The sequence below is a fragment of the Marinobacter psychrophilus genome (genome assembly GCF_001043175.1).
Lineage (GTDB): Bacteria > Pseudomonadota > Gammaproteobacteria > Pseudomonadales > Oleiphilaceae > Marinobacter > Marinobacter psychrophilus.
Map to the genome: position 1 here is coordinate 313,788 of NZ_CP011494.1, position 26,266 is coordinate 340,053.

A 26,266-nucleotide genomic window follows, 5' to 3' on the forward strand; every position below is an offset into this window, starting at 1 on the left:
TCGTTATTCTGGCGCCAAGGGTCATGGTGGACAGCCTCAGTGCGTTGTCGGTCAATCTTAAAATCCAGATGTGGATTAGCCCAGACAGTCTGGATGTGCCGCCGTGCATCATTGCCGAATTGCTTGAACGAGTGAAACAGGCGCTGGACGACGTCGGTATTGAAATACCTTTCCCTCATCTCCAGTTACTTATATAACACGCGCTTGGCCTGAATCTGTTATCGGGATCTTGGCATCCGGCCCAGGGGCAAAAAATCCAGGGCGAATGAAGCTGTTTGCCTAGCATCAGCGTACATCCCCCCCATATCAACACTTGCCCCCGGGCGGTTCGGTGGTTGTACCCATGCCGTTTAGATAATCAGAAATAGAAAGGAATCAGGAGAGAACCGTGATTGAAAAAACCGCAGAGTTGGCTGCCGAGCCGAACCTTACCACAAAGTCGGCTAAGCCGTTTAGCCGCACGGTCAATCTGGCCGAAGGTGATGTACAGCAGAAGCGTGAGGAAATCGAGCGTTGTTTTTGCGACACTTTTGACACCTACGAATCCCTGTTTACAACATTGGCCGGTGACGACGCCTACTTTAAGAAGTCGATACCTCTGCGCCACCCGCTAATGTTTTATTTGGGCCATACCGCCACCTTTTTTGTTAATAAGCTGGTGCTGGCAAAAATTCTGCCCGAGCGTATTGATCCTGTGATGGAGTCGACCTTTGCGGTGGGCGTGGATGAAATGAGCTGGGACGATCTGAACGAAGGCAACTACGCCTGGCCTAAAGTGTCGGCGGTTATGGCCTATCGCCAAATAGTCCGGGCCATGATGGTGGATCTTATTCGCACCTTGCCTTTGCAGTTTCCGGTGAATTGGAAGAGTCCGTTCTGGCCGATTTTGATGGGTATTGATCACGAACGTATTCATCTGGAAACTTCATCGGTGCTGATCCGTCAGCAAAAGCTGGAGTACGTGCAGCCGCAGCCAGAGTGGGCGCCCAATACCCAGAGCGGGCAAGCACCGCAGAACGAACTGCTGCCGGTGGCGGCGGGCGATGTGTCTTTGGGCCTGCCGGTTGGTGGTGAATATTACGGTTGGGACAACGAATATGGCAGCCACGAAGCCAATGTAGACATGTTCGATGCATCAAAATATTTGGTGAGCAATCAAGAGTTTTTAGAATTTGTTGAAGACGGTGGCTACAGCCAAGATGCCTACTGGAGCGAAGAGGGCTTGGGCTGGAGAGCATTTGTCAAAGCCAGTCACCCCACTTTCTGGGTGTGGCATAATCAATGGTTTTTGCGATTGATGACCGAAGAAGTGGAAATGCGCTGGGATTGGCCAGCGGAGGTGAATTACCACGAAGCCAAAGCCTTCTGCGAATGGAAAACGGTGGATAGTGGCCGCCCTGTGCGACTGCCCACCGAAGACGAATGGCACCGCCTGGCCGAAGTGGCTCAGGTAGCGGAAGTAGGCGTCGAGCCTGCTGCGGCCAACTTGCACCTGGATCATGGCGCGTCTGCATGCTCGGTTACTCGCTTCCGCCATGGCCAGTGGTTTGATGTTGTTGGTAACGTGTGGCAGTGGACTGAAACGCCGATGTACCCATTTGCCGGGTTTGAAGTGCATCCGTTGTACGATGATTTCACCACACCTACATTTGATAATCGCCACAACCTGATTAAAGGCGGGTCGTGGATTTCTTGCGGTAACGAGGCGCGGCTCAGTGCCCGCTATGCGTTCCGCCGTCATTTCTTCCAGCATGCGGGATTCCGCTATGTGGCCTCGGAGGCCGAATTGAAGCACCCCAGCGCATATTACGAAAACGATGTAATCCTTGCCCAGTACTCGGAATTTAATTTCGGCGAAAACTGGCACGGCGAAGCCAACTTTCCTAAAGAATTGGCGATGGCGGGCATTGCCGCCCTCGACGAGCGCTCTACGGCTGACCAAAGTGGCGTAAGCTACGGTCGCGCCCTGGATATTGGTTGTGCTTGTGGTCGAACCAGTTTTGAACTGGCTACCCGCTTCGAGCATGTGGATGGCATCGACTTTTCAGCCAATTTCATCCAGAAAGGGGTAGAGATGGCAGAACAGAAAGTGATTCGCTACGCCCTTCCCGAAGAGGGCGATCTGGTGAGCTACCACGAGCGCACACTAGAGGAATTAGGCTTGACCGAGTCCGCCGGGCGTGTGGCGTTCCATCAGGGCGACGCTTGTAACCTGAAAACGTTGTTTAATAACTATGACCTGATTGTGGCCGGCAACCTGATTGACCGCTTATACGATCCGGCGCAGTTTCTGACTCACATTCACGAGCGTCTGAACGACAATGGCGTGCTGGTGATCGCCTCACCCTATACCTGGTTGGAGGAATACACTCCGCGGGAAAAATGGGTCGGTGGTTACAAGAAAGACGGTGAAAATTACAGCACTCTTGACGGATTGAAAGACTTGCTGGCGCCGCACTTCCGTTTGATGAGCGAGCCGCGCAGCCTGCCATTCGTGATTCGTGAGACCCGTAATAAATATCAGCACAGCCTGTCAGAGCTGACAGTGTGGGAAAAGGTCACGCCCTGATACGCATCACATCAGGATTCAGGGACAGATTTCAAATCTGTCCCTGAATGCCACGCCTATATCTCCAAAGGGGACAGATTTCAAATCTGTCCCCGATTTACCACCATTCCGAAGTACCGCCTATTGCCGGCCCAAGCCGCGCTTTTCCAAAAACTCCTTCAGATGCAGGCGCAGCTTGCTGGTGAACAGGGGTTTAAGCTGCTTCGACCAGTTGCTGGACTTATTACCGCCGAGGCGCTCGCTATAATAGGTTTCCATAGTGGCGTCGAAGCCATCAATCAGCGCGTTGTCCTGTTCGCTGTTGTAACTGTCCGTTTTCACGATAACGCTAAGTGGCAAGCGTGGCTTCACCTGGGAATCCTGGTCCGGATAGCCCAGACACAGGCCGAATACCGGATACACCTGATCGGGCAGGGTCAGCAGGTCACTAACAGCAGCCGGGTCATTACGGATACCACCGATGTAGCAAATGCCCAGCCCTTCAGATTCTGCTGCCACCACAAGGTTCTGCGCCATCATTGCTGCGTCTATGCTGGCCACCAGCAACTGCTCGGTGGTGCCGGTAATTATTTCGGCGCCAGCTCTAGCGGCAGCTTCGGTCGGGCGCTTCATATCAGCGCAGAACACGAAAAAATCCGAGGCGGAAGCCACGTAACCTTGTCCACCGGTCAGCTCGACCAAACGCTCACGCTTTGCAGTATCAACCACGTGAATCAGCGTGTAAGCCTGAACATGGCTGGAGGTAGCAGCGCATTGGCCGGCGTGCAGCAGATCAGATAGCAGCTGCGCCGGAATCTTCTGTTCAGTGAACTTGCGGATGGAGCGGTGGCGGCTGAGTAAGTCAATTACCGGATTGCCTGCTGCATTAAATGTGGGGTTTGCGGTAATAGTCATGAGGCCTCGTACGCTAAAAAAATCGCTGTGTCATACTCGCTTTCACGGGCTGCACAGCGGTATTTATGGGTTCTTGGAACCCCTTTAGCTTACTACGGCCGGTCTACCGTGTCATGGAATCATGTCTTGCGGACGCGGGGTGGAATCTGTGCTTGGCGGCAATTCTGGATACTGCACGACAGGAATGTTTCCGGTCAGAGTTTTCAGAAATGTGGTAATGGATGCCACATCGCTTTCTTCAAGCTTGGAACCCAGTTGAGCGGTACCCATAACGGCAACCGCTTCTTCCAGACTCCAGACCGCCCCGGAGTGGAAGTAAGGCGCTGTCAATTCAATGTTACGCAGTGGCGCCGCTCGAAACACATACTCGTCGGTTGCCGTTGCTGTAACGGCAAAACGACCCTTATCGCCGGGGGGCAGAATATCGTCGCCCGGCCTGGTTACCAGGCCAAACGGATAATAGTCTTGGCCGCCCAGATTGGTGCCAGCGTGACAGGCCACGCAGCCCTTATTCATAAACAACGCCAAACCTTCTTGCTCTTCCGCATTCAGGGCGTCAGTGTTGCCGCGCAGGTATTTGTCGAAGTTGGAATCCGGAGTGATCAGGGTGGCCTCGAAAGCTTCAATGGCGGTAGCCATGTTATCGAACGATACCGGGCTGCCTTGACCCGGGAAGGCCTGACGGAAGCGCTCAACGTAATCGGGCATGCTATTCAGCGTGTCTTCCACCCGTTCTGGCGTACTGTTCATTTCTACACCAGCCTGCACCGGGCCTTTAGCCTGCTCGGCCAGATCCACAGCGCGGCCGTCCCAGAATTGAGCTGCGTTGAATACCGCGTTGAATACGGTGGGAGAGTTACGCGGGCCTTTTTGCCAGCCGTGGCCGATAGACACTGGCAGGTAGTCGTGTCCGCCCATGCCAACGTTGTGACAGGTGTTACAACTGATCAGATGGCTGGCCGACAGGCGCGGTTCAAAAAACAGCATCTTGCCCAGCTCAATCTTGGCGTCGGTCATTTCGTTGCCGTCAATTACCGGAGGGTACTGGGGAATGGCACTGAACATAGCGGCGGCTTTTTGCTGCAGGTCATCAGCGGCAGAGGCATCCGCCATTATACCCAAGCCCGCAATTACAGCGATTGCTAATAGACGCTTTTTCATAAGACGACTCCTCGTTGCGTGTTGATTTCTTATCGCCGGTTTTTGTAACCGATCTGTCTTATTTATTAATCTAACAAAATGGTAAGAAAGCGCTACATGTGAGCGTTGAAAGATAGCGTGGAGTTGATAGGCATCAATTTATGCAAACCTCGTACTGTTGGGCTCTGCCCGCAGGTCGTATGTGTGACTGTTTGTTGTGCTTCTTGCGGTGAAACTTAATAGTGGTCAAACAAAGCGTTGAGCCAAATGGTGGCTTGCTGATCAAGCGTTGCCGTCAGCTTTGGCTGCACGCCGGAGAACTCATGGATACCCTGCGCCGAGCCCTGATGGTGCAAATAGCCAAGTTGACTGCGTGCGCCGCTCTTATGCCGCTGAGCAGCACTGCTGCTGCCGGTATTGATGATTAGCCATCGAGGCTCGAGTAAGACACCACTAAGCGCTACGCCATGGCCTTATTGGTCTGGCGCCCTGCGATGCAGGAACAGATTGAGAAAGACAGCTGGATGGCTAGATTATCTGGCTGGGTTGCACCGGATCAGTGGCAGGCGCCGCGTTGGATGCTGGAGTTGGGGCTGGAGCTGGTTGGTTTGTGCGCTCTGGTATTTTTGCTTGGCATCATGCTTTACACCGGCACTGAAGTGGCCGTTCTGAAATACCGCCTGCTTTGGCACACGGAATGGCTGCCAGTAAAGTTGGTGATCAGCGGACTGTTTGCCGCTGAAACCTATTAAAAACGGGGGGATGCCGCGTTACCGCATGGCTTTCAGGCCCTTGGCCCATTTTTCCAGCTCGGCCAGCAGGTCAGGGGCAGACGAGCCAATCAGCTCGTTGGAATGAAACACTTTGCTGTCGTCAATCTGGTTCCAGGCCATGGGTACCATGACCCATTCCACCATGGGCATCAACAACCGGCAGTCAAAATCAGATTATTCCCGGGCGTACTCCAAAAGCCACTGGCCAATCAGCGGCCCTATGCGGCCGGGGCGAGTGCTACAGGTTACAATGCTCAGCATCAGTGTCTAAAAACTCCCTGTGAGCGTGTAGCGTGAAGTAATCAATATATCTATTGAGCCTAGCCATCAAACCGAGACTGCTTAAGGGTCAGGAACAAACAACGAACCGTATCAAAGCACGGCTCACTGACGATAAAACACTACTGCAAAACCGTTAGGGCTGGGCGCTCCCCATTACTATTTGCATGTCTTCTGGGCGCGGTAAGCCTTGTTGCATTTGTATTTGGCCATTTTCATCTTTGTAATAGGTGCTGGGGGTAGCACTCAGCCCCAGTTCGCTCATTAAACGGTTGTTGGCGGTGATGCGTTTGTTGTTGGCACTGACCAGCTCGCGGTTCACCTCTATGCCGCCGTTGCTGTAACTTTGCTGGTTGTTACGCAAGGCGGCTTGGGGGTCGTCTGCGCCTAGAATGGTGGCGGCTTTAGACAGGCTATCCTCGCGCAGTATGCCCACCATCACGTGGCGCAGCTGTACTTTGCCGGCGTCAATCCAGGGCTCTGCGGCTTGGCGGAAACGGTGGCAGTAGGGGCAGTTGGGATCGGTAAAGGTATACACGATGACCGGCGCATCGGCGCTGCCATCAAGTACCCAGGCGCTGTCTTCCATTTGTGCCCAGGCTTTCTGGTTCAGCGGGCCCTGTACCAGTTCCTGTAGTTTTGGTTCGGTGAGGTTGTCACCACTGGCATTCAGCATCGGGCCCACAATAATATGGTTGCCGTCAGGCGTCAGGTAAAACGCGACTGGCCGACCCTGCATATCGCCGGCGTAGCCGGTCAGGCCACCGGGCGCTTCGAAACTGTCGGCAATGGATACGCCGCGGTCAATCAACAGTTGCACCGCAGGCGGGTAGCTTTCCTGGGCGAAGGCGATGCCACTGGCGCTCAGAGTGGCTGCGGCCAAAGCCGCCATTAGCAATGGCTGCCAGCGGCCTGGTTTATGGATTGCAAGTGCGCTGGCTGTAATGGTGGCGGGTGAAGCCATAACGATTTTCTCCTATAAGGTCAGATACGTTGATTACGGCTCAGGGAGCCTCAAGCTGTTCCAGATTGCTGGCCAGGGAGGCATTAGACAGCTCGCCCATATGAGCATCTACCTGTTTGCCTTCAGCGTTATAAAACAGGGTAGTAGGCAGGCCGTGGCTGCCGGTATTGCGGCCCAGACTGCCACCAAAATCGGTCATCAGGTTCGTCAAGCTTAGGCCTTGCTCTTGCATAAAACGGCGAATCGTTTCCGGTTGTTCACCCTGATTGACAAAAACAAAGGCCACACCGGGATTATCTTTCTGCGCCTGCTCCAATATCGGCATTTCCCGAATGCAGGGTGGGCACCAGGTGGCCCACAGATTCACCACCATGGGCGTGCCCGGAGCCAGTTCAGATAACTGTACAGGCTTGCCATCAAGAGTGGCGAGGCTGGCTTGGGGCAAGCTGGAGGTTTGTTGCTCCATCAGGGCGATTAGCCCGGCAATCGCGCCCCAACTGATCAGGCCCGCTGTCATGGCAATGGCCAGTGGGCGGCGTATTCGTGCGTGCCGGCGCATGCGCCAGGCGATAAACACCAACGCTCCGGCAATACCGGCCAGCACACTGAAACCGCCATCGCGAATATCAATAATGCCCAGCAGGTCACCGCGGTAATATTCAAAGTAAAGCGCAACAAAGCCAATGCGCGCTGTCAGCAGCGCCATCAGAAAAATATCCGCTAGGGTGCCAGCGATGGGGACACCCTCTTTACGCCCGGCTATAGCACCGGTTATTAGCGCCACTATAAAGGCGAATATCAGCAGCAGATGGCCCATGGGCAAGTTAAGTGGCCCCAGATTCACGGAAAGCATCCTCACTCCTCAAAATGACAGCGGTTGGCGCGGTGTGACTCGCAACGGCGCGGGGAGTTCCCCGCTGGATGCGGTCGCCTTTAATCGAAACTCTATAAAAATAGTAAAAACAACGAGTTGACGATTAGCAGCGCAGGCTCCATATTAGTCGTGGATCCAGCGAGACCCCATGCTCCCACTCCATTGCCAAACTTTGCAGCCAGTTGCACGTTTCGGTTACGGGTTGTCGTTGAGTGACAGCCGCATGACTGCGTGAACCAATGATGCGCTCGAGCGCAGTTTGGAAGTGGTACACCAGTGATTGGACGAAAGCGGTTTGGAAGAACCCAGCATCACCCGCCAGGGAAACGATGGCATTCTAGTGCAGAAGCCCTGCGTGGCCGACCCCGGCAGTATTCGTAAACTGCTCGATACTACCGCAAAAATGACCTTTCACTGAGTCGCCAATAGCAAGAACAAAGCGCTAATGAATCTGCCGGGCAGCTCGGAAGGCGAGCGCTACAGCCTGGAGCGGCGGGTGGCGATGGAAGGCCAGCACACCAGCGATGTCCAGCTGGTGTTCATTCCTTAATAAGAGGGGAATTCCAGGCTGAAGCAAACCCCGTGGGCGCTGTTAGCCATTCCAGCAGCGCGTCCACCGCTCGAAAGCGAACTCGGTGCGGGTGGACACACTACTTGACGAGCGCGCGATCTCAATCGATCAACTTCAGTCCCTGTGTCGGACTTATGGACCCGATGCCTTGCGCAACGCCTACAGATGGACAGGTAAGCTGGCCTTTCACTACGTTTAGCCCATTCAGTAGGTGTTCATTGTCTTCCAGGGCCTTGCGTGGGCCTTTATTGGCGATCTGCAACACATAAGGCAGCGTCGCATTGTTAAGGGCATAAGTAGATGTTCGGGCAACGGCTCCGGGCATATTGGCAACGCAGTAATGCACCACACCGTCCACCACATAAGTCGGATCGGCATGAGTGGTCGGTTTTGATGTTTCAAAACAGCCGCCCTGATCAATGGCAACATCCACGACTACTGAACCTGGCTTCATTTTCGATATCAGCTCACGAGTCACCAGCTTAGGCGCCGCCGCCCCTGGAATCAGCACACCACCAATGACAACATCCGCTTGCAGTACCGTTTCCTCAATTGTCTTGGCACAGGAAAATAAGGTCTGAACCCGGTTTCCAAAAATCGCATCAAAGCGTCTTAGCACTTCCATGGACTTATCCAGCACCACTACGCGAGCGCCCATGCCCACCGCCATCTGCGTCGCAGCGAAGCCCACCACTCCACCACCAATGATCGCCACCATCGCCGCCTGCACTCCGGGCACGCCACCCAACAACATACCTCGACCATTCTGAGATTTTTCCAGACACCGAGCCCCGGCTTGGATGCTCATACGCCCGGCAACTTCCGACATGGGGGCCAGCAACGGCAAACCGCCTTTTCCGTCGGTCACGGTCTCATACGCAATGCAGGTGGCTCCGCTCTTCAACAGCTCTTTGGTTTGCGCAACATCTGGGGCAAGGTGCAGGTAGGTAAACAACGTATGGTGAGGGCGAAGCAAAGCTCGCTCGCTGGCCTGGGGTTCTTTTACTTTTACGATCAGTTCAGCCTGCTTAAACACTTCCTCCGCAGAAACCACAAGACTTGCACCGGCAGCCAGGTATTGCTCATCCGTAAAATCAATGCCAGCACCGGCGCTGGCCTGAACCACTACCTGATGACCGTGGGCAACTAACTCCTGGACAGCTTCGGGCCCTAAACCAACGCGGAATTCATTGTTCTTAATTTCCTTTGGTATACCAATAATCATATTCACTCTCCTGTTCGGGCCACGTTTAACGATGACCCATGAGCCATAGCAAAAGTATAAGTGTATATAGACACGGCAAAATTAAATGCTCATTATCCTCAAGAAACCGATAGATTCATCTTTATTTTCACGTAAAACAGCATGACTAACTGTTTTTAAACTATGTCTAGGCGAAAGGTAAGGTGACATGAGAAAACTCGATCGCATCGATTTGGCCATTTTAGACGAACTGCAGACCAATGCCCGAGTTACTAACCATGAGTTGTCCAATCGCGTAAATCTGAGCCCAACACCGTGTCTTGAAAGAGTTCGCAAGCTCGAAAGGGATGGCTATATCAAGCACTACCGAGCCATCCTGCACGCAGGAAGATTGGGAATGGGGCTCGTGGTCTTTGTTGAGGTCTGTCTGACCCGAACTGGCCCCGACGTGTTTGCCCAGTTCAAACAAGCCGCCATCCGCGTGCCGGAAATTCAGGAGTGTCATCTAGTTTCGGGCAACTTTGACTACCTCATCAAAGCCCGCGTCGCCGATATTGAACAATACCGGACCTTGCTTGGTGAGACGATACTGGCGTTGCCCGGCGTTAAAGACTCACGCAGCTATATCGTTATGGAAACCTGTAAAGAAGGTCAGGAGCTGGACATCAAATCCTTGACCGACCGAGCGGGCAGTTAAAGGTCCGATCAAACAGTGGACTTGCGCCAATTGAGTCACTCCCGTTCTAGTTGCCAGCTCCTCTGCTCCTCGGCCCGAGGGAGTGCTCGATTCAATGGCGGTGCCTGGCACCATCATTTTGCGGTGCTTGCTGGATAACTGTGTCCAACGGCACCCGTCACTTCGGCACAGGACATAGTTATGACAGTGAAAAAAATCGCGGACAGATTAAAAACGAAGGTGCTAGTGCTACGATTCAATGAAGCATTAACAGCCCTTAGGCGTTCTTAACCGCCGGGTTGTCACTTACTGCAGGTTGGGCCGTTTTGCGATGGTTGTTGGCCTCCTTTAGAAATTCGTCAGCTACGGCAGTGGGGGCCTCGGTGAGCAGGCTGACACCAACAAACAAAAACGTTGAGAGCGGAACGCCCCAGATACCTGCTGGAATTTCCAGTACCTTGCCGCCATTGATGTACGCATAGACCACGAACAGACCGGCACCGATCACGCTGACGAGCACGCCAGCGGCAGTACCGCGACGCCAGTAGAAGGCGCCAATGATCGCCGGAACCATGACTGCCAGACCCGAAGAGGCTGCAACGGACAATATCGCGATGAGGTTAAGTTCAAGTTGGGCAAAGCCGTACGCTAATATTGCGATGACCGGGAGGACGATCTTACCGATGGTAAGCTGGCGCTTTTCGCTGGTGCCAGGCTTGACGTTGGCATAGACGTCCCGGGACAACATGGACGCTAGCGTTAGCATGATGGAGTCAATAGTCGACACGGCGGCCGCCATGATGCCAATCATCACAAGAACGCTCAGCACCGGTGGAATCATGTCAGAAGCGAGCAGCGTTGGCGTGGCCATGTCGGCGTTAGACAGGTTTGGAAAGGCTGCCAGCGCAGTAAAGCCCCAGAGGATGGAAACCAGGGTATAAACGAAGCCAAATGCCAGGAAGCCTATTAGCATCTGACGCATGGCCTTCAGTGACGAAGGTATAAACAAACGCTGGCTGACTTGGGGGTTCGTCAGTGCGAAAAAGAACCAGGGAATGGTCAGGCCGAGGAACGTTACGAAGCTGAACAGTCCGCTGCCGGGGACCGACAAGGACTGCGGATGCTCGGTTTCAAGGATGTGGAACAGACCCGAAAAGCCGCCAAGCTCCGAAATCGCCAGCAGGGCAACCAGAGTCGAAACAACGATCATCAGAACTGCCTGCAAGGAGTCGGTCCACATGACCGAGCGAATACCTGCGACGTAAGAGAACAGGATAGCCAGGGCGGTTGCGACCATGAGACCGGTAGTAAAGGGAATCGCGCCACCGGTCATGCCCTGCATCAGATAGCCTACGCCAGACAGTTGAACGGCAGCATAAGGAATCAGAAACAAGCAACTGGCGATGGAGATGGCCCCTGCCACCGGTTTGGATTTGTAGCGGTGGCCAAGCATTTCGCTGGGTGTGACAAAGCCGAACTTCTTACCCACAGCCCAGAACTTGGGTCCGAAGATTGCCACCAATGAAACGCCGGCGAAGTAGATGATTTCGAAACCCAAGGCGCCCACGCCACCTTTATAGGTCAGACCGGCAAGGCCCACCATCATGAAAGCGCTGTAGGTGGTTGCGCTATAGCTCAGCGCAGAGACGAAACCGTTCATTTGTCTGTCACCAAGAAAATAGCTCGACATGCTTCCGGCTTTGCCCTGACGAGACAGCACGGCGATGGTGAGGGCGACAAGCACATAAATGCCGACTGACCACCAGATCAATGACTCGCTCATGATCAGTACTCCTCGAAGTCCTTTGTCATGAAAATGTTAGCGCCGATAATCAGTAAACCGGTCAGGCTCCAGAATAGAAAACTGCCGTACCAAGCCTGCACGTCGGACAAAAAACCGTAGGGAACGGCGTAGCACAACACCACCAATAACCAGACAAACCATATCCACTTACTTGTTTTCATGAGCTTCCTCGCTGCTGAACCGAATCAACATAATTGCTTTGTGTGACAAATTTCTGTAATCGCTCAGGGCTACTTCTAGGTCCTGAGCCTGACAACGATTGACAAAGGATCAAGCATTGTTACGACCTGTTGAATTCAAACGCTCAGGTAGCCATAGCCGTCGGTGAAACAGCCAATCAATACCAGAGTGTCCATGCCTTGTGCGATCTGCGTTGCGGCCAGATTCGTGCTAAAAATGCACTGGCGTATTACTTGCTGGTCCCCCGTTCGGTTTCCAGTGGTATAACGTCGTCACAACACTCTGTCAGAGGCTGTTGACGATGCACATCGGCAGCCAGAGAAATGCGCAAGCCAATGATACGATGCTCTCATGATGACGAGTCAATTTGTCATACCGGGTGGCGGCGGCCCGGTCATGCTGATGAATGCTGTGACTTTGCAGCGTTTGAAACCGGCCGCCTTGACGGATATACGATAGAGCCAGCCTTACAATATGCACGGCAACTTCGGCCTTAACGGGTGCTTAAGCTAGAACTATAGGTTTTAGCTCGGCATTTCTTTGATCGGAGTCAGAAGTTTGGGCGGATTGGGTTGCAATCAGCAGTGGTTACGGTGTCCAATTCCAGCGTACTTAAGGTGCATCTTGTGCGCCAAAACCAGTGATAAGGACATGTTGAATGCCGACCGCCATGAATTCTCTGACCGCTCGTGCTGTGAAAGGAATTAGCTACGGCTTATTGTCGCTGCTGTTATTCAGCGCGACAGCGACAGCTGTAGGTGCTGAGAAAATATACATTTTTACTGAAAAATACCCGCCTTATAACGACACCTTTTCTGGCAAAGCGGTTGCCCATAATGAAGAAGACATCACCGGTATTTGCACGGACATGGTTAAAGCTGCACTGGCTCGGGTTGATTATGATTACATGATGAAAATGCGGGCCTGGAGTTACGCGTACAACTGGGTTCAGGGCCGAAAAAATCACGCGTTATTTTGTACTGCAAAAACCGAAGAGCGCGCCAATCAGTTCCAGTGGGTGGGCCCGCTGGCTTCCATTCAGTGGACCTTGTTCGCAGCTCCGGATTCTGACATTACTTTGAATTCGCTGAACGACGCCAAAGACCTGCAGATTGCCGGTTACAAAGGCGATGTGATGTCGGATTATTTAACCGCCCAAGGCTTTAACGTGATTATGGCAGCCTCGGGTGAGGTTAATACCCGCCGCTTGGTGCTGGGCCAGGCCGATCTTTGGGTAACGGACGGTTTGGTGGGCCCACTGGTGGCCAAGAAAGAATTTGGCGTTAGCGGCTTGAAGCCGGTTCTTACGTTCCGTGAAACACCCATGTACCTGGCGTTCAGCAATGAAACCGACCCGGCCATTGTGGCAGACCTGCAGCAAGCGTTAGACGAAGCCCGCGCCGCGGGTGAACTGGAGCGTATTGTACAGCGTTACCAGTAAACGGCAGGATACCCGGCTGAGCTTTACCTGCGGCTATCGTTTGCTATATGCGCGTTGCGACAACAATCCTATTTACGATAGCCGAAGCACTGGTTGTTCTGCCTGGAAAACTATAGCAAGCTTTGTATTAGTTTTTTTCTTCACAGGGCTGGGCAATGAACGTTTTTTTCAATGCATTGGTGCCGGTTGTTCTGCTGATCACCCTCGGGCACCTTTTCCGCCGCTGGAATTTTCCCGGGCCTGAGTTCTGGCCCCAGGCAGAACGCTTTACCTATTACGTTCTGTTCCCCGCCATGCTCGTGTACAAGTTGGGGCAGGCGCATGTGGCGCCGTCGGTTTACGCCGATGTTGCCGTACTGGTTGGTGCAACGCTGGTGTCCATGACTCTGATACTGGCCATTATCCAGCGCTTCTGGCGCTGGAGTGGCCCGGTGTTTTCGTCGGTTTTTCAAGGCGCCACCCGCTTCAATTCCTACGTCGCTCTGGCGGCGGGGGGAATGCTGCTGGGCGATGAGGGCCTGGCGCTGACAGCCATCGTGGTGGCTATTATGGTGCCCATGCTGAATTTGCTGTGCATCGTTATGTTTTCGCTGACGACTGCGGGCCAGCGGATACGGCTTCTGCCGGTGCTACGGATGATCATTACCAATCCATTGATTGTCGGATCGCTGCTGGGTATTGCCTGGAGTTACTTCGAGCTGGGCTTTCACCCGCTGTTGGCCGGCACTCTGGGGCCACTGAGCAGCCTGGCTTTACCTATGGGCTTGATGACGGTGGGTGCTGGCCTGCAACTGAACGTGTTACGCGGCGCTTCAATGCCGTTTGTGATGTCGTCAATTCTTAAGCTGCTGGTGATGCCTGTGATTGCTGCCGGCATCGGCTATTTTTTAGGCTTCGAGCTCTTGCTGGTGCAGGTCATGATTCTGCTGGCGGCTTTGCCAACAGCCACCTCGGCTTATATTCTTGCGCGTCAGCTAGGCGGCGATGCACCGCTGATGGCGGGTATCATTAGCGGGCAAACCCTGTTGGCCGTGTTGTCTATCCCGCTGGTTCTTAATTTCCTCTGGTAGGATGGAGTGGTTTACTTGACGCTGACGATGATGGCTAATATCGGTGCGTTTTTTGCGTTTTAATGATCTTTTTAGGGGGCGCGAAGCAATGAATACAAACGCAGGCAGTGGTTACACCTTGGTGGATTTTTCTGTGACCTCACCCGCGCCTGAGTGGTACGCCGTAAATGACGGTGTGATGGGTGGCGAATCCCGCGGTGGACCAGAAATTGTGGATGGCCAGCTGGTTTTTTCCGGACAGATATCGCTGGAGAACAACGGTGGTTTTTCGTCGGTGAAAAGCAGCGGCCACGAGTTTGATGTGAGCGCCTTTCACACCCTGCGACTGCGGGTGAAAGGCGATGGTCGCAGTTACCAGCTCAGGCTATACACCGACGCCCGTTATGGCCATTCCCCTATTGCTTATACCGCCGAGTTCCCGACACTCGCAGGCGAGTGGACAGAGTCGGTTATAGTGATTTCCCAGCTGAGTCCGCGTTTTCGTGGCCGCGCGCTTTCCGGCCCACCTCTGGATGTTGAACATGTAGAAGCCATTGGCTTGCTACTGGGCGACAAGCGCGCTGGTGAGTTCGAGTTGCGGGTAGAGTGGATCAGGGCGGAATAAGCCCGCCCACGCTATTGTGTGGGTGCCATACGGTAAAGCTTGCCTTGGCGGGCATCGCTCAGCAGCCACAAAGCGCCATCAGGGCCAAACCGGACATCGCGAATGCGCTCGTTCAGATCAAGCAGCAAGTCTTCCTCCGCAATCACTTTGTCATTTTCGTTTGTCCCTAGTCGTACCAGTTTGCGCAGTTTCAATGCGCCCACAAACACATCACCCTGCCATTGTGGAAACAGCTCGCCGCTGTAAAGCGCCATACCTGACGGTGCGATGGACGGATCCCAATAGTGCAACGGCTGGGCCATGCCTTCTTTATGGGTATCCGAAGTGATCGGTAGCCCCGAATAACCGATGCCGTAGGTGATTTCCGGCCAGCCGTAATTAGTGCCGGCGTAAAGGATATTCACTTCATCGCCGCCGCGGGGGCCGTGTTCGTGAGTCCAGATTTCGCCGGTCTGTGGGTGAACGGTCATACCCTGAATATTGCGGTTGCCCCAAGTGTAGAACGTGTCACGGATAGCGGAGCTTCCCAAACCCGGATTGCCCGGTGCAGGTTCGCCGTCGATGGTAATGCGGTGCACACCGCCAGCGTCATCGCGGGTGTCTTGAGCGCGATCTTTTTCACCGCGATCGCCCACGGCGATGTAAAGATAGCCGCTGCTGTCAAAAGCCATGCGCCCGCCAAAGTGGCGTGTGCCGTTCGAACGGGGCAATGCTTCGAAGATGACCTTAAGGGTTTTGAGTTCGTTGTTATCCAGCACAGCGCGGGCCACCCGGGTGGTCATCCCCTCTGACGAGTCATGAGCGTAGCTAAGAAACAAGGTGTTGTTGCTGGCAAAATCCGGGTGCAGTATGACGTCAAATAGCCCTCCCTGGCCGGCTGCGGCCACCTGGGGCACACCATGAATAGCCTTCGTCGCCAACGAGCTGTTCTGGATTATTCGTAATCTTCCGGGCCGCTCGGTGACCAGGGCTGAACCGTCTGGCAGAAACGCCAGGCTCCAGGGATGCTCCAGCCCCTCTGCGATGGTTTCAAGCTGAAAGGGGCCTGCGTCAGACGGGAAGGTCTGGCTGAACGCCAGCGGCAGAAACCCTACCAGTAAGGCAAAACCGATAACAGCCTGCTGTAAAACCCGCATAAAGATCTCCTGTTTCAATCTTCGACCAGCAACTACCGATTACGTTGCAGCCAGCGGTCCAGTTTGTCTGCAAATTCTTTGCGGTCGCTCTGGCCGAAGGGCGCCGGGCCGCCGGTAACCTGGCCGGCGTTGCGCATTTCTTCCATAAAATTACGCATCGCCAGGCGTTGGCGAATATTCTCTTTTGTAAATGCCTGGCCTCTGGGGTTGAAGACATCTGCCCCCTTTTCAATGGCTTCTGCGGCCAAGGGGATATCTTGTGTGATTACCAGATCCCCAGCTTTGAGCTGATCCATAATTTCATTGTCTGCCACGTCAAACCCCTGCATCACTTGGCGGGTGTGAATAAACGGACCTGGTGGCAATGGAACAACGTGGTTGGCAATAAACGTGGCATGTACCTTCCAGCGCGCTGCCGCGCGGCAGATAATTTCGCGAATGGGCACCGGGCAGGCATCGGCATCAACCCAGATGGACATGGCAGGCTCCTAAGTGTGTGAACGCTGTTCGTGAGTGGTTCAGAATCTAGCTTTGCAGATCGACAAACTTAGTTTAATCCGGGGCCGATTTATTTGCAGGAAATGGGACACCTTGTTGATATGGACACGATTGTTAATAGTACCACCAGCCCGGGCGTGCGAGCTGAAACCAAAACATGCTCGAACCCGGGATTTAATAGTTAAGTATCAGTCCATTTTCAATAAAATGCTGAATGAACACGTCGAAGGTGCCATCTGGCAATTCTTTGGAGATGGTGAATAGTTCGCCGTTGTCGGCTTTCGGATGAAGGTCTAAATCCAGCGTCGCGTATTTTGATATACGTTTTTTGTTGGCCGTTCTGACCAGCATAATCCGCGGTTTGCGCCGGTTTTTGGGGTTGCTGGTGAGTACGATTGCGACTTCGCCGGTTTTCAGTTCTACGATGGAGCCGGGCGGGTAAATGCCGATCATCAGGATGAACTCCCTAGCAAGCTCCGAATCAAACTGCGTACCGCGAAATCGGTGAATCGTTTTGAGTGCGCTCATGGATGAACGGGCGCTATCATAAGCCCGGTTGCTGGTGATGGCATCGTAGGTGTCGGCGATGGCTACGATTTTCGCATTATAGGGGATCTGATGATCCACCAGACCGCGAGGGTAACCGCGGCCATCCAGACGTTCGTGATGGTTGTAGGCAACATCGATTGTGGCATGAACCACTTTTGGTAGCGCCATTAACATGTCGCGCCCCCAGTTAGCGTGGTTCTGCATTATGCAGTACTCCTGGGGTGTCAGCCCGCCTGACTTTTGAAGAATTTCCAAGGGTACTTTTGTTTTGCCAATGTCGTGTAGCAAACCGCACAGTCCGAGCGTACGGATCTCTTCTTCAAGCAATCCAAGGCGCTTGCCAAATGCCGCAGACAGAATCGACACGTTCAAACAGTGCTCTGCGGTGTAGCCATCCTTCTGCTTTAACTTAGTCAGCAACAGCAGGGCATCTTTGTTTCTCAGAATACTGTCAACGCAGTTATTTACCACCTCGCGCGCACGATTGATATCAAGAGCTCGCCCTACTCGCAAGCCGGCCATTATGCCGGCAGCAACGGATTTTGCTTCAGAGTAGTGATTGGTGACTGTGCGAATTTCGGTGTTTACATCCACCTTGTTGATGTAGATAGCGCGCCTGGCGCTGCGCTGGGCGTTCGGGTGTGATTTTTTTCCTGATTTTTTGGTGGTGCCCGTGTTCCCGGAATCTGTTGAGAACCGTTGGAAATAGGCTGTATCGGGCTTATCTAAAGGGCCTTGAGAAATCTTGTCAAGTTCACGTTTCACTTTACCTTCGATAACGACCTTGCGGCACTGTATCTGGAGAGCGTCGATCTCGTCACGACTTTGAATAACGAATCCCTGAAAGAGAAAAGCGGTATCCTCCCAGGCGCAATCAAGGCGAATAACGTGCATGCCCAGCCGAAGCTCAGAGACGTCGATCTCAAGTTCTACGGTTTCGTCGCGCATCAAAAAAAACCCGTATCCAATGTATCCATATAATTGCACAAGTTGCTTCGTGGCGATAGAACGCAAGGCTGGTAATCATGGGCTCGGTAAAAGTGAGTCGGTTTTACGGCTTACTCTACTCTATGCCGCCGTATTGACAGGTAAGAGGCCCGGCGGCTTCTTTAATTCAGCTATAGGCTCGGGTGCACGATCTGGCCAGGTACCCACAGCCCAAAACTATCCCAATCCAGCCTCGCAACGGTCACCTTTAGCATCATCAGAGCAGTCTGGCGCTGGCCAGTGGTCATGAGTATTTGGTCGCCTAAGCGATGTCGGTGTTCAGAGCGACAGACATAAGGATAGCCATCAGTGCGGGGTTTCGCACACCGTTTTTCATTGCGTACTCCTTACGGTTGATTGTGCCCACCTAGTTGGAACCTCTTCAGGATGTGCCACTGACCGCTACGGGTTGGCAATGGCGAAGTTTCAGGAGGCGCTGATTTTTTTCAGGTCGTGTGGGTTACTATGGCTGGCGACGGCTCCACAGGTTCAACGGCGGAATGTCGCCAATTGTGGTTGAAGGCAAACGTAGAGTATTGTCTGAAATGAATTAATAACGGTATTGTCGCCGGTGATTGGTGGGGAAGGTTATGTGTCTTCGTAAGGCTAAAGTGATCACACTTTTTTTGCTCTTTACCGCTGTTTTTGCGCAAGCGGCAGAATCGAAGGAACTGGTGTTCCTTAACTGGCCAAATTATATGGATCCGGAAATTATCGCGGAATTTGAACAGCGCACTGGTATCGCGGTAAAACAAAGTTATTTCGATTCCGATACTGCCCGGGACGAACTTCTGCTTGAGACCGAGGGAAAAGGCTTCGACGTGGCGCTCATCAATGGCGCTTCAATCAGAATTCTGGCGAAACGCGGTTGGCTCGAGCGCCTCAATGAGTCGAGTGTCCCTAATCTGAAACACATCGATCCACGTCGACGTAGCGAATTTGAAAAAGCCGAAGACTTCGGCGTGCCCTATTTCTGGGGTACGATTGGCATTGTTTATCGTCGGGACCTAGTTCCCTTCGCGGTTTCAAGCTGGATGGACCTGTTGCAGCCGACAGAGGAACTGCACGGTAAAATCAGCATGATTGGCGATAGCGCGGATATGATCGGCGCGGCTCTCAAGGCTCTGGGTTACTCGCTCAACAGCACCAACGAAGATGAGATGAAAGAGGCCGAGGCACTGTTAGAAGCACAGGCTCCGGCGGTTAACACCTACCGCTACCTCTCTCTGAACGAAGATTCCGCGCTGTTAAACGGCCAAGTTGTCATGAGCATGATGTACAACGGCGATACCCGGATGTTGCAGGAATATAACGACAATATTGCGTTTGTACTTCCCAAAGAGGGTGGCAATATCTGGACCGATTATCTGAGCGTTCTGAGCGCCTCCCCCCGAAAGGCTGAAGCCAAACGGTTCATCAATTTTCTTAATGAGCCGGAGATCGCCGCGCGGCTTGCGCAGTATGTCTATTATGCGACTCCCAACCTGGCCGCTGAAGCATTGCTACCGGCGGATTTCAGGAATGATCCTGTGATCTACCCGAGTGGCGAGGCACTGGAAAACTCGGAAGCCTATCGTCGCTTGCCACCTCGAGCTCATAAAAATCGCGCGGCCATTTTCTCGAGGATTGTCTACTGATCGCCGTACCTTCATCTTAATGGCCTGTTATTATGAATAAAAATAAAGCCTGCATCAGCAAACACAAGGCCTTGTGTTTGGCACTTACTTTGATTGTACTCAGCTGCCCGCTGCAGGCGTCAGAGCCAACGGAACTGTTGTTCCTTAATTGGTCGGATTATATGGACCCGCAGATTCTGGAGGAGTTCAAACAACGCACCGGCGTTGCGGTGAAACAAACCTTTTTCGAGTCTGACGCTGCGCGGGATGAGCTTTTGCTTGGAACGGGGGGTAGAGGCTTTGATCTGGCCATTATCGACGGTACTGCGATTCGGATCCTGGCAAAACGCGGCTGGCTAGAGCCTATTGATGAAACGGATATTCCCAACCTGACGCATATCGATCCGCGCTGGCGCACTGTCCATGAGGAGGCGGAATTGTACAGCGTGCCTTACTTCTGGGGAACGCTGGGTATAGCCTACCGCCAAGACCTGGTAGCTTTTCCGGTTACAAGCTGGATGGATTTGTTGCAGCCCGCCGAGGAACTGCATGACAGGGTGGCGATGATCAGCGGCACCAGAGACCTGATTGGCGTGGCACTGAAGGCATTGGGTTATTCGCTCAACAGCACCGACGTACAAGAGCTCAAAGAAGCTGAGGCGTTACTCCAGGCGCAGGCGCCTGCCGTTAAAACCTACAAAGCCGTTTCCCGGGATGCAAATTCTGCTTTGGTGAATGGCCAGGTCGCCATGAGCATGATGTATAGTTCCTACGCCTCGATGGTCCAGGAACACCATGACGAGATTGCATTTGTTCTCCCGAAGGAAGGCAGTAATATCTGGGTCGATTATATAAGTGTTCTCAGTGGCTCCACCAATAAAGCCGCGGCCAAACAGTTTATCAATTTTCTCAACGAGCCGGAGATCGCTGCGCGGCTGGCGCTGTTCGTCTGCTCTGCCACGCCGAATCTTGCCGCCGAAGCATTGCTTCCAGCTGAGTTCAAGAGCGATCCGGTTATCTACCCGAACGATAAGGCGCTGGAAAAGTCGGAAACCAATCAACGCCTGCCTGTCCGGACGCAAAAAATCCGTGCAGAGATTTTTTCGCGCCTCGTTAACTGGACTTGGTACTAGCACATGCGTCTTCACGCCAAGGTGCTGTTGGTTGTGGTACCCCTCGCGGTGATTCCGCTGTTGATAATAGGGTGGCTCGCTTATGAACAGCTGCGTTCAACCGCGGTAGAGCGCAGTTCGATCCAGATGACAACGTTAATGGACCAAATGGCGCGCAATTTTCAGATGCATCAGGACGTTGCCAAAGCGAACGCCAAACTGTTTGCCGATGCTTCGTTGATGCGTGCCTACGCGCTGACGGAAGACGAGGAAGAGCGCTATGTCTTGATGCTGCCTTCGTTGTTAAAGTTGTTTTCCAGCTATTTGCGCGCCTATCCTGATTACACCGAAATCCGCTTCCTGCTACCAGATGGTTATGAAGACGCTCGTACCACCCTGATACCGATACCTAATATCACCGAAGAAGAGGGCGATACTCCGTTCTTTCAACAACTCAGCCGGTTCAAGGGTGATGCATTTGTTCAGGTTTCTACTCCCCCTGACAGCCATACGGTATCGCTACAGGTCGCGCGGCCCGTTCGTCTGATCGACCTGGCTACTCAAGACCCGTTAAACGGCAAGCCGACGCTGCGAGGTTATCTGGTAGTTACCATGGGGCTGGATTTCATGGCGGAGCAGATGGCCAACAGCCGGGCCGGCGAAAAAGCTCATACCCTAATTGTTAATGAAAATGGGGAGATTCTTTTCCATCAGGACCCCTCCCAGCTGGGCCAATATATATCAGTGCCGCTGTTGAAGAAGGCTTTAGAGACAGGAAAAGACGATCAGCTTGTGCCTGCGGTTTATCAAGAAACGGACAGTCTGTTAGCGACCCGGCGCTTGCACGAGGGCTTGCTGCTGATTGGCATACTGCCGAAGGAAGAGCTACTCAAAGAAAGCCAGCGGCTGGGCAATAGTGTTGCCTGGATCGTACTTGGCACCATAGTGCTGTTGATTTTTGCGCTGTTGATTTCCATGAATTTTCTTATGGTTCGCCCATTAAAACAGCTGATGGGCGCCGTTCGCGAGATCGGGCGTGGAAACCTGGCACCCACGATTGCGTTATCGACCAGTGACGAGCTGGGCAAGTTGGGGTTGAGTTTTCAGGAAATGGCCGGCAACCTGGAAAAATCACGCGTCAAAGTCGAGCATTTAGCCTATCACGACAGCCTGACCGGTTTGCCCAATCGATTTCGCGCTCACGAGACATTGCGCCGGATGATCTCTCTAGCTCACCGCGAGAGCCGCAAGATGGCCGTATTGTTCCTTGATCTGGACAACTTCAAGCGAGTTAACGACACCCTGGGGCACCAAGTGGGCGACCAACTCCTTATGGAAATGGCAATCCGTCTTCAAGTCGTTCTGCGGGCGGAAGATGTTATCCATCAGGAAGTCTCTCAACATACGTCGGATGTGCTCGCTCGCCTTGGCGGCGACGAGTTTGTTGTTTTGCTATCGAACGTTAGCAATTCCCGGGATGCGGCTAAGGTTGCCTCGCGTATTTTGGATATCATGAAGCTGCCGTTTTATTTTAATGACAATGAAATATACAGCGGTTGCAGTATCGGGATTTCGCTGTTCCCCAGTGACGGCAGTGATGTGGATGACCTGATAAAACGCGCCGATGCTGCCATGTACCAGGCCAAGTCACAGGGGCGTAACAATTTTCAGTTTTATTCTGCGTCTTACAACCTTGTGGCGCTCGAACACATATCGCTGGAAGGCAGGCTGAGGCGTGCATTAAAAAACAACGAGCTGGTACTTTATTATCAGCCGCTGGTACAGGCCAGAACAGGCAAAATTGTTGGGCTTGAGGCCCTGCTGCGTTGGAATGATCCGCTTGAGGGTATTATTCCGCCCGACAAGTTTATTCCTGTCGCCGAGGAGAGCGGTTTAATCCTACCGCTGGGTGAGTGGGTTCTGCGTGAGGCGGGGCGTCAATTGAGCGTCTGGCAGGCTGCGGGGTTCACCGATGCGTGTGTTTCCGTGAATGTCTCCGCGATACAGTTACAGCGCCAAGACCTAGTCACGATTGTTGACCAGGTATTGAAGGACAACGGGCTGCACCCCTGGCAGCTGGAACTCGAAATTACAGAAACCGCTCTGATGAGAATTCGGCCGGAAGTCATCGGCGATTTGAACGCAATGCGCCGAAAAGGTGTCACTATTTCACTGGACGATTTTGGTACCGGTTACTCTTCTTTGAGCCTTTTGCAGGAGTTGCCCATAGGCAAACTCAAAATCGATAAAAGCTTCGTGCGAGACATGCTTGTAGACCCGAAAGATGCAGCCATCGTTTCGGCTGTTCTGTTTATTGCTAAAAGTTTGGGGCTACGGTCAACCGCTGAGGGTGTCGAAACGCCCGAGCAAGCGGCTCGTCTGGCGGAAGAGGGGTGTGATCAGCTCCAGGGCTACCTGCTATGCCGGCCGTTGCCGGTGGCAGAGATGACCGAGTTTTTGAAGAGCAGAAAAGCCATTGAACTCCGCGAACAATACTAAAACCGGATTGAAGTGGTTGAGCGCCTAATTTAAATCTCCAGAGTAATTCTGAGCCGATCGGATGATCCAATACTTACCTGATTTAAAGCAAAGGGAGGTTAGGTAAACTTTTGTAAAATAATTCTATTCGTGGTTTTGATTAGACAGCAAGGCTGACATAACGAGCATATTATGGCTAATAAAGTTGATCCACATCAAATAGAAAACCAGGGATACCTGACAGGATTATGTAGTGAAAAGAGACCCATACTGACTTGAAAGTTTGCTTCTGACGATTCCTGAGTAAGGAGAGGCTCAAGCGCGTTCTTGTCTCGCTATGTCGAGCTTTGTATGGCTCCCAACTCGCACGGCTAAGTGAAGAATCACATCTGTCAATGTGACTTCCTGTAAAGTTTATAGCTGCATACAGAGTAGTATGCGTATTAACCGGAGGTTCAACAGTAATGTGTGCCGGCGATGCCCAAAATTTTTTGCTCGAACACTACCTTCGCATCACAACTAAAAAACCGCGAAGTTGGTTGTCAGCGCTTCAGGTGCTCACTAGCTTTTCACGACTGTCTCAGGAGGTGAACGTGTCACCTGGTGAAGGTGATTTTGATTCGCGCCTGTCATTTCTTGAGGTGGGAAACATTAACGTATGTGGTGTTTACCTTCGTTCCGCATGCAGTGTCGTCGGTTGCAATGATGGCCGAACGGCGATCATTATGCCAGCACACGGAAGCGTTGATTTTGAGGTTGAAGGCCTGCATTTTTACAGCGTCCCCGGGGTTCCCTGTATACTCAAACCAGACGCAGAGTTTCGAGCCCGAATGTCATCGGAGGCTAATCTTTTTATTGTTCAGATTAGCAACTCAGCTTGGAAATACGCGAACGGATTGCTGGAAAGCGCTGACTTTGAACTGGCAAAAATACTTGTAAGTTATTTGCGTGAGACTCCTTTTTTTTGGGATCATCATCACGCAATGGAACGAACCCGGTTGCTTGAGGAAACCCTGAACCGGTATCTGGCTGGCGAAAGTCCGGTGGTTGCAACGGTTGAGAATAAGATTCTGATTGAAGATGACCGAAGGTTGCTTACGGCCATTGAATTGATCAATGACCGATTAGCCACAGACATTAAACTGGAAAAAATCGCCCGAGATTCGGGTATGAGCTTGAGGAATTTCTATTACCTCATGAAAAAACGTACAGGGATGACACCGTATAGTTACTGCCAGTCACGCCGATTGATCAAGGCAAGGGAGTCCCTGATTAGCTTCCATCGTGATGACCCGGTAATTGCAAATCATGCGCTGAAATGGGGGTTTAATCATGCGGGTCGCTTTTCATCGTATTATTTTGACCATTTCGGTGAGTATCCCAGTGACACCATTCAGGGGGTGAAGCTATTGGAACAGCATTCTGAACAGGTAGTTTCAATCAATACCGGCGTTGTAGGACAAAAAACTGTGTGGTGCACTTCCAGGGCTTCTTCCGCGCAAGAAGTATTGGCGGGCTAGCCTTATCCCATGAGGCATTTCACTAATTCGCTGAAAAAACCCTTAACGTGCTGTTTGTGAAAGGTTTTCGAATGCTCCGGTGTCGAGTGTCTAATGCAGTGCCTTTCCACCGTGTCACAGTGGTAAAAACAATGTCGGCTGCTCTCGGGTTGGCACTGACAATCGTCCGGTCTGGATTGACGGGAATTGTCGCATCGGTAGTCGGATTGATCATCCATATCTGGTTTTTGAAAGTCATTGGCTTAAGTGGTCTGACTAGTCCTGATAGACATCCATGATTCTTACAAAGCTGGCAACATCGGCCAGGAACAGATCAACCAGCTCTGGATCAAAGTGTGCACCCCGATTTTCTCGGATTAATTCCACTGCATCTTCTACCGGCCAGGCTTTTTTGTAGGGGCGCGCGGACGTCAACGCATCGAATACGTCGGCCAGTGCGGCAATTCTTCCGGAGAAAGGAATACCTTCTCCTCGCAGTCCGTCAGGATAGCCGCTACCATCCCACTTTTCGTGGTGATTAAGGGCAATCTCCCGGGCCATCACAAAGAGTTCGTTGCTATTGCCCTCCAGCAGCCGTCCACCGATTTCGGCATGGGTTTTCATGGTTTGCCATTCCTGCGGGTCCAACTTTCCGGGTTTCAACAGGATAGCGTCGGGAATTCCAATTTTACCGATGTCATGCATCGGGCTGGCTTGCAAGATCAAGTCGCATTGCTCTTCAGACCAGCCCGCTTTGCTGGCAAGAAGGGCGCACACTTTGCTCATTCTTATAATGTGATTTCCTGTTTCTTCATCTCGCCACTCTGCTGCATGTCCAAGCCGTTGAATAATTTCTAGTCTGCTTTCGCGTAATTCCTTTGTGCGCTCTTCCACCAATATTTCCAGGTGAGCTTTCTGGTTTTGCAACAGCAGATGGGCAACATGCGCACTCAGAAGATTGTGGACGCGCATCAGCAACTCTCGTCGATCAAATGGCTTGCTGATAAAGTCCCGAGCCCCCGCCTCCAGAGCGCGAAGCAGGTAGTCCTGTTGATGCTGGGCTGTCAGGATAACAATAGGCGGCAGCAATGGGTCACCCAGGTTGCCTAGTTGGTTCATAACCTGATACCCGTCAACGCCTGGCATATTCAGATCTAGAAGAATCAGTGCAGGGTGATGCTTATGGTAGGCTGAAATAACTTGGTGCGGATCGCTGATCAAAGTCAGATTGGTGTAGCCTGCAAATGTGAGGATTTTTCCCAGAAGCTTCAGGTTTGCCGGTTCGTCATCGACAATAAAAATGCTTTGTTGGTGAAAATCTATTTCTGAAAAGGCGGACATGAGTGGG

The 26,266-nt window shown here is 52.6% G+C and carries 25 protein-coding genes; 13 read left to right on the forward strand and 12 right to left on the reverse strand.

Annotated features, from left to right (window positions below; translation table 11 throughout):
• Positions 1-23 precede the first annotated feature (23 nt).
• Both ABA45_RS18825 and ovoA read left to right on the forward strand, forming a co-directional pair.
• On the forward strand, positions 24-197 hold the full coding sequence (locus tag ABA45_RS18825; RefSeq protein WP_157035511.1) for a mechanosensitive ion channel family protein: 174 nt from the start codon (positions 24-26) through the stop codon (positions 195-197).
• 191 nt (positions 198-388) lie between these two features.
• Positions 389-2,569 (forward strand): 5-histidylcysteine sulfoxide synthase, encoded by a 2,181-nt coding sequence (gene ovoA, locus ABA45_RS01365; protein ID WP_048383852.1) that lies wholly within the window; start codon positions 389-391, stop codon positions 2,567-2,569.
• A 120-nt stretch (positions 2,570-2,689) separates the two neighbouring features.
• On the opposite strand, the gene nfsA is transcribed toward ovoA, so the two are convergent.
• Both nfsA and ABA45_RS01375 read right to left on the reverse strand, forming a co-directional pair.
• Positions 2,690-3,463 carry an oxygen-insensitive NADPH nitroreductase gene (nfsA, locus tag ABA45_RS01370; RefSeq protein ID WP_048383853.1) on the reverse strand — a complete coding sequence of 258 codons (774 nt, stop codon included), beginning with the start codon at positions 3,461-3,463 and terminating at the stop codon, positions 2,690-2,692.
• A gap of 111 nt (positions 3,464-3,574) precedes the next feature.
• Complete coding sequence (locus ABA45_RS01375) at positions 3,575-4,624, reverse strand: cytochrome-c peroxidase (protein WP_048383855.1); 1,050 nt, start codon at positions 4,622-4,624, stop codon at positions 3,575-3,577.
• A 221-nt stretch (positions 4,625-4,845) separates the two neighbouring features.
• On the opposite strand from ABA45_RS01375, the gene ABA45_RS01380 reads away from it, so the two are divergent.
• Both ABA45_RS01380 and ABA45_RS01385 read left to right on the forward strand, forming a co-directional pair.
• Positions 4,846-5,031: a hypothetical protein gene (locus ABA45_RS01380; protein WP_048383856.1), complete on the forward strand. Its 186-nt coding sequence runs from the start codon at positions 4,846-4,848 to the stop codon at positions 5,029-5,031.
• Positions 5,032-5,070: 39 nt separating this feature from the next.
• On the forward strand, positions 5,071-5,355 hold the full coding sequence (locus ABA45_RS01385; RefSeq protein ID WP_157035512.1) for a hypothetical protein: 285 nt from the start codon (positions 5,071-5,073) through the stop codon (positions 5,353-5,355).
• An 18-nt stretch (positions 5,356-5,373) separates the two neighbouring features.
• Here ABA45_RS01385 and ABA45_RS18830 read toward each other — a convergent pair whose 3' ends face one another.
• From ABA45_RS18830 to ABA45_RS01395, 3 genes are all read right to left on the reverse strand, one after another.
• Entirely contained in the window at positions 5,374-5,520 is a 147-nt protein-coding gene (locus ABA45_RS18830) for a hypothetical protein (RefSeq protein ID WP_157035513.1), read from the reverse strand.
• 271 nt (positions 5,521-5,791) lie between these two features.
• Positions 5,792-6,619, reverse strand: a complete 828-nt coding sequence (dsbG, locus tag ABA45_RS01390; RefSeq protein WP_053076094.1) for a thiol:disulfide interchange protein DsbG — start codon at positions 6,617-6,619, stop codon at positions 5,792-5,794.
• Positions 6,620-6,659: 40 nt separating this feature from the next.
• Entirely contained in the window at positions 6,660-7,472 is an 813-nt protein-coding gene (locus ABA45_RS01395) for a TlpA disulfide reductase family protein (RefSeq protein ID WP_048383864.1), read from the reverse strand.
• A 301-nt stretch (positions 7,473-7,773) separates the two neighbouring features.
• Between ABA45_RS01395 and ABA45_RS18835 the strand changes: the two genes are divergently transcribed.
• Positions 7,774-7,911, forward strand: a complete 138-nt coding sequence (locus ABA45_RS18835; RefSeq protein ID WP_157035514.1) for a hypothetical protein — start codon at positions 7,774-7,776, stop codon at positions 7,909-7,911.
• A gap of 253 nt (positions 7,912-8,164) precedes the next feature.
• Here the strand turns inward: ABA45_RS18835 and ald are convergent, their stop codons facing one another.
• The gene (gene ald, locus ABA45_RS01400; RefSeq protein WP_048383866.1) at positions 8,165-9,289 is read right to left on the reverse strand and encodes an alanine dehydrogenase; all 1,125 of its coding nucleotides are present in this window, start codon (positions 9,287-9,289) and stop codon (positions 8,165-8,167) included.
• Positions 9,290-9,476: 187 nt separating this feature from the next.
• On the opposite strand from ald, the gene ABA45_RS01405 reads away from it, so the two are divergent.
• On the forward strand, positions 9,477-9,965 hold the full coding sequence (locus tag ABA45_RS01405) for an Lrp/AsnC ligand binding domain-containing protein (RefSeq protein ID WP_048383868.1): 489 nt from the start codon (positions 9,477-9,479) through the stop codon (positions 9,963-9,965).
• Between the two features lie 256 nt (positions 9,966-10,221).
• Here ABA45_RS01405 and ABA45_RS01410 read toward each other — a convergent pair whose 3' ends face one another.
• Together ABA45_RS01410 and ABA45_RS01415 are read right to left on the reverse strand one after the other, a co-directional pair.
• Entirely contained in the window at positions 10,222-11,727 is a 1,506-nt protein-coding gene (locus tag ABA45_RS01410; protein WP_048383869.1) for a sodium:solute symporter family protein, read from the reverse strand.
• Between the two features lie 2 nt (positions 11,728-11,729).
• Positions 11,730-11,909, reverse strand: a complete 180-nt coding sequence (locus tag ABA45_RS01415; RefSeq protein ID WP_048383871.1) for a hypothetical protein — start codon at positions 11,907-11,909, stop codon at positions 11,730-11,732.
• Between the two features lie 677 nt (positions 11,910-12,586).
• On the opposite strand from ABA45_RS01415, the gene ABA45_RS01420 reads away from it, so the two are divergent.
• The 3 genes from ABA45_RS01420 (at position 12,587) to ABA45_RS01430 (ending at position 15,043) form a co-directional block, all read left to right on the forward strand.
• On the forward strand, positions 12,587-13,369 hold the full coding sequence (locus ABA45_RS01420) for a substrate-binding periplasmic protein (protein ID WP_048383873.1): 783 nt from the start codon (positions 12,587-12,589) through the stop codon (positions 13,367-13,369).
• Between the two features lie 155 nt (positions 13,370-13,524).
• The gene (locus ABA45_RS01425; protein WP_048383875.1) at positions 13,525-14,439 is read left to right on the forward strand and encodes an AEC family transporter; all 915 of its coding nucleotides are present in this window, start codon (positions 13,525-13,527) and stop codon (positions 14,437-14,439) included.
• A gap of 88 nt (positions 14,440-14,527) precedes the next feature.
• Positions 14,528-15,043: a CIA30 family protein gene (locus ABA45_RS01430; protein WP_041635016.1), complete on the forward strand. Its 516-nt coding sequence runs from the start codon at positions 14,528-14,530 to the stop codon at positions 15,041-15,043.
• A gap of 11 nt (positions 15,044-15,054) precedes the next feature.
• On the opposite strand, the gene ABA45_RS01435 is transcribed toward ABA45_RS01430, so the two are convergent.
• The 3 genes from ABA45_RS01435 to ABA45_RS01445 all read right to left on the reverse strand — a co-directional run bounded on the left by ABA45_RS01435 (position 15,055) and on the right by ABA45_RS01445 (position 18,174).
• Positions 15,055-16,179, reverse strand: a complete 1,125-nt coding sequence (locus tag ABA45_RS01435; protein ID WP_048383877.1) for a PQQ-dependent sugar dehydrogenase — start codon at positions 16,177-16,179, stop codon at positions 15,055-15,057.
• A 32-nt stretch (positions 16,180-16,211) separates the two neighbouring features.
• Complete coding sequence (locus ABA45_RS01440) at positions 16,212-16,658, reverse strand: YaiI/YqxD family protein (RefSeq protein WP_014869627.1); 447 nt, start codon at positions 16,656-16,658, stop codon at positions 16,212-16,214.
• A gap of 193 nt (positions 16,659-16,851) precedes the next feature.
• Positions 16,852-18,174: an HD-GYP domain-containing protein gene (locus ABA45_RS01445; protein ID WP_048383879.1), complete on the reverse strand. Its 1,323-nt coding sequence runs from the start codon at positions 18,172-18,174 to the stop codon at positions 16,852-16,854.
• 629 nt (positions 18,175-18,803) lie between these two features.
• On the opposite strand from ABA45_RS01445, the gene ABA45_RS01450 reads away from it, so the two are divergent.
• From ABA45_RS01450 to ABA45_RS18190, 4 genes are all read left to right on the forward strand, one after another.
• Entirely contained in the window at positions 18,804-19,850 is a 1,047-nt protein-coding gene (locus tag ABA45_RS01450) for a polyamine ABC transporter substrate-binding protein (RefSeq protein ID WP_048383881.1), read from the forward strand.
• Positions 19,851-20,011: 161 nt separating this feature from the next.
• Positions 20,012-20,962 carry a polyamine ABC transporter substrate-binding protein gene (locus ABA45_RS01455; RefSeq protein ID WP_227506097.1) on the forward strand — a complete coding sequence of 317 codons (951 nt, stop codon included), beginning with the start codon at positions 20,012-20,014 and terminating at the stop codon, positions 20,960-20,962.
• Between the two features lie 3 nt (positions 20,963-20,965).
• Positions 20,966-23,440 carry a bifunctional diguanylate cyclase/phosphodiesterase gene (locus tag ABA45_RS18185; RefSeq protein WP_053076095.1) on the forward strand — a complete coding sequence of 825 codons (2,475 nt, stop codon included), beginning with the start codon at positions 20,966-20,968 and terminating at the stop codon, positions 23,438-23,440.
• 443 nt (positions 23,441-23,883) lie between these two features.
• Positions 23,884-24,939, forward strand: coding sequence for an AraC family transcriptional regulator (locus ABA45_RS18190; RefSeq protein WP_053076096.1), 1,056 nt, complete (start codon positions 23,884-23,886; stop codon positions 24,937-24,939).
• A 255-nt stretch (positions 24,940-25,194) separates the two neighbouring features.
• Here ABA45_RS18190 and ABA45_RS01470 read toward each other — a convergent pair whose 3' ends face one another.
• Positions 25,195-26,259, reverse strand: coding sequence for an HD domain-containing phosphohydrolase (locus ABA45_RS01470; protein WP_048383888.1), 1,065 nt, complete (start codon positions 26,257-26,259; stop codon positions 25,195-25,197).
• Positions 26,260-26,266 lie beyond the last annotated feature (7 nt).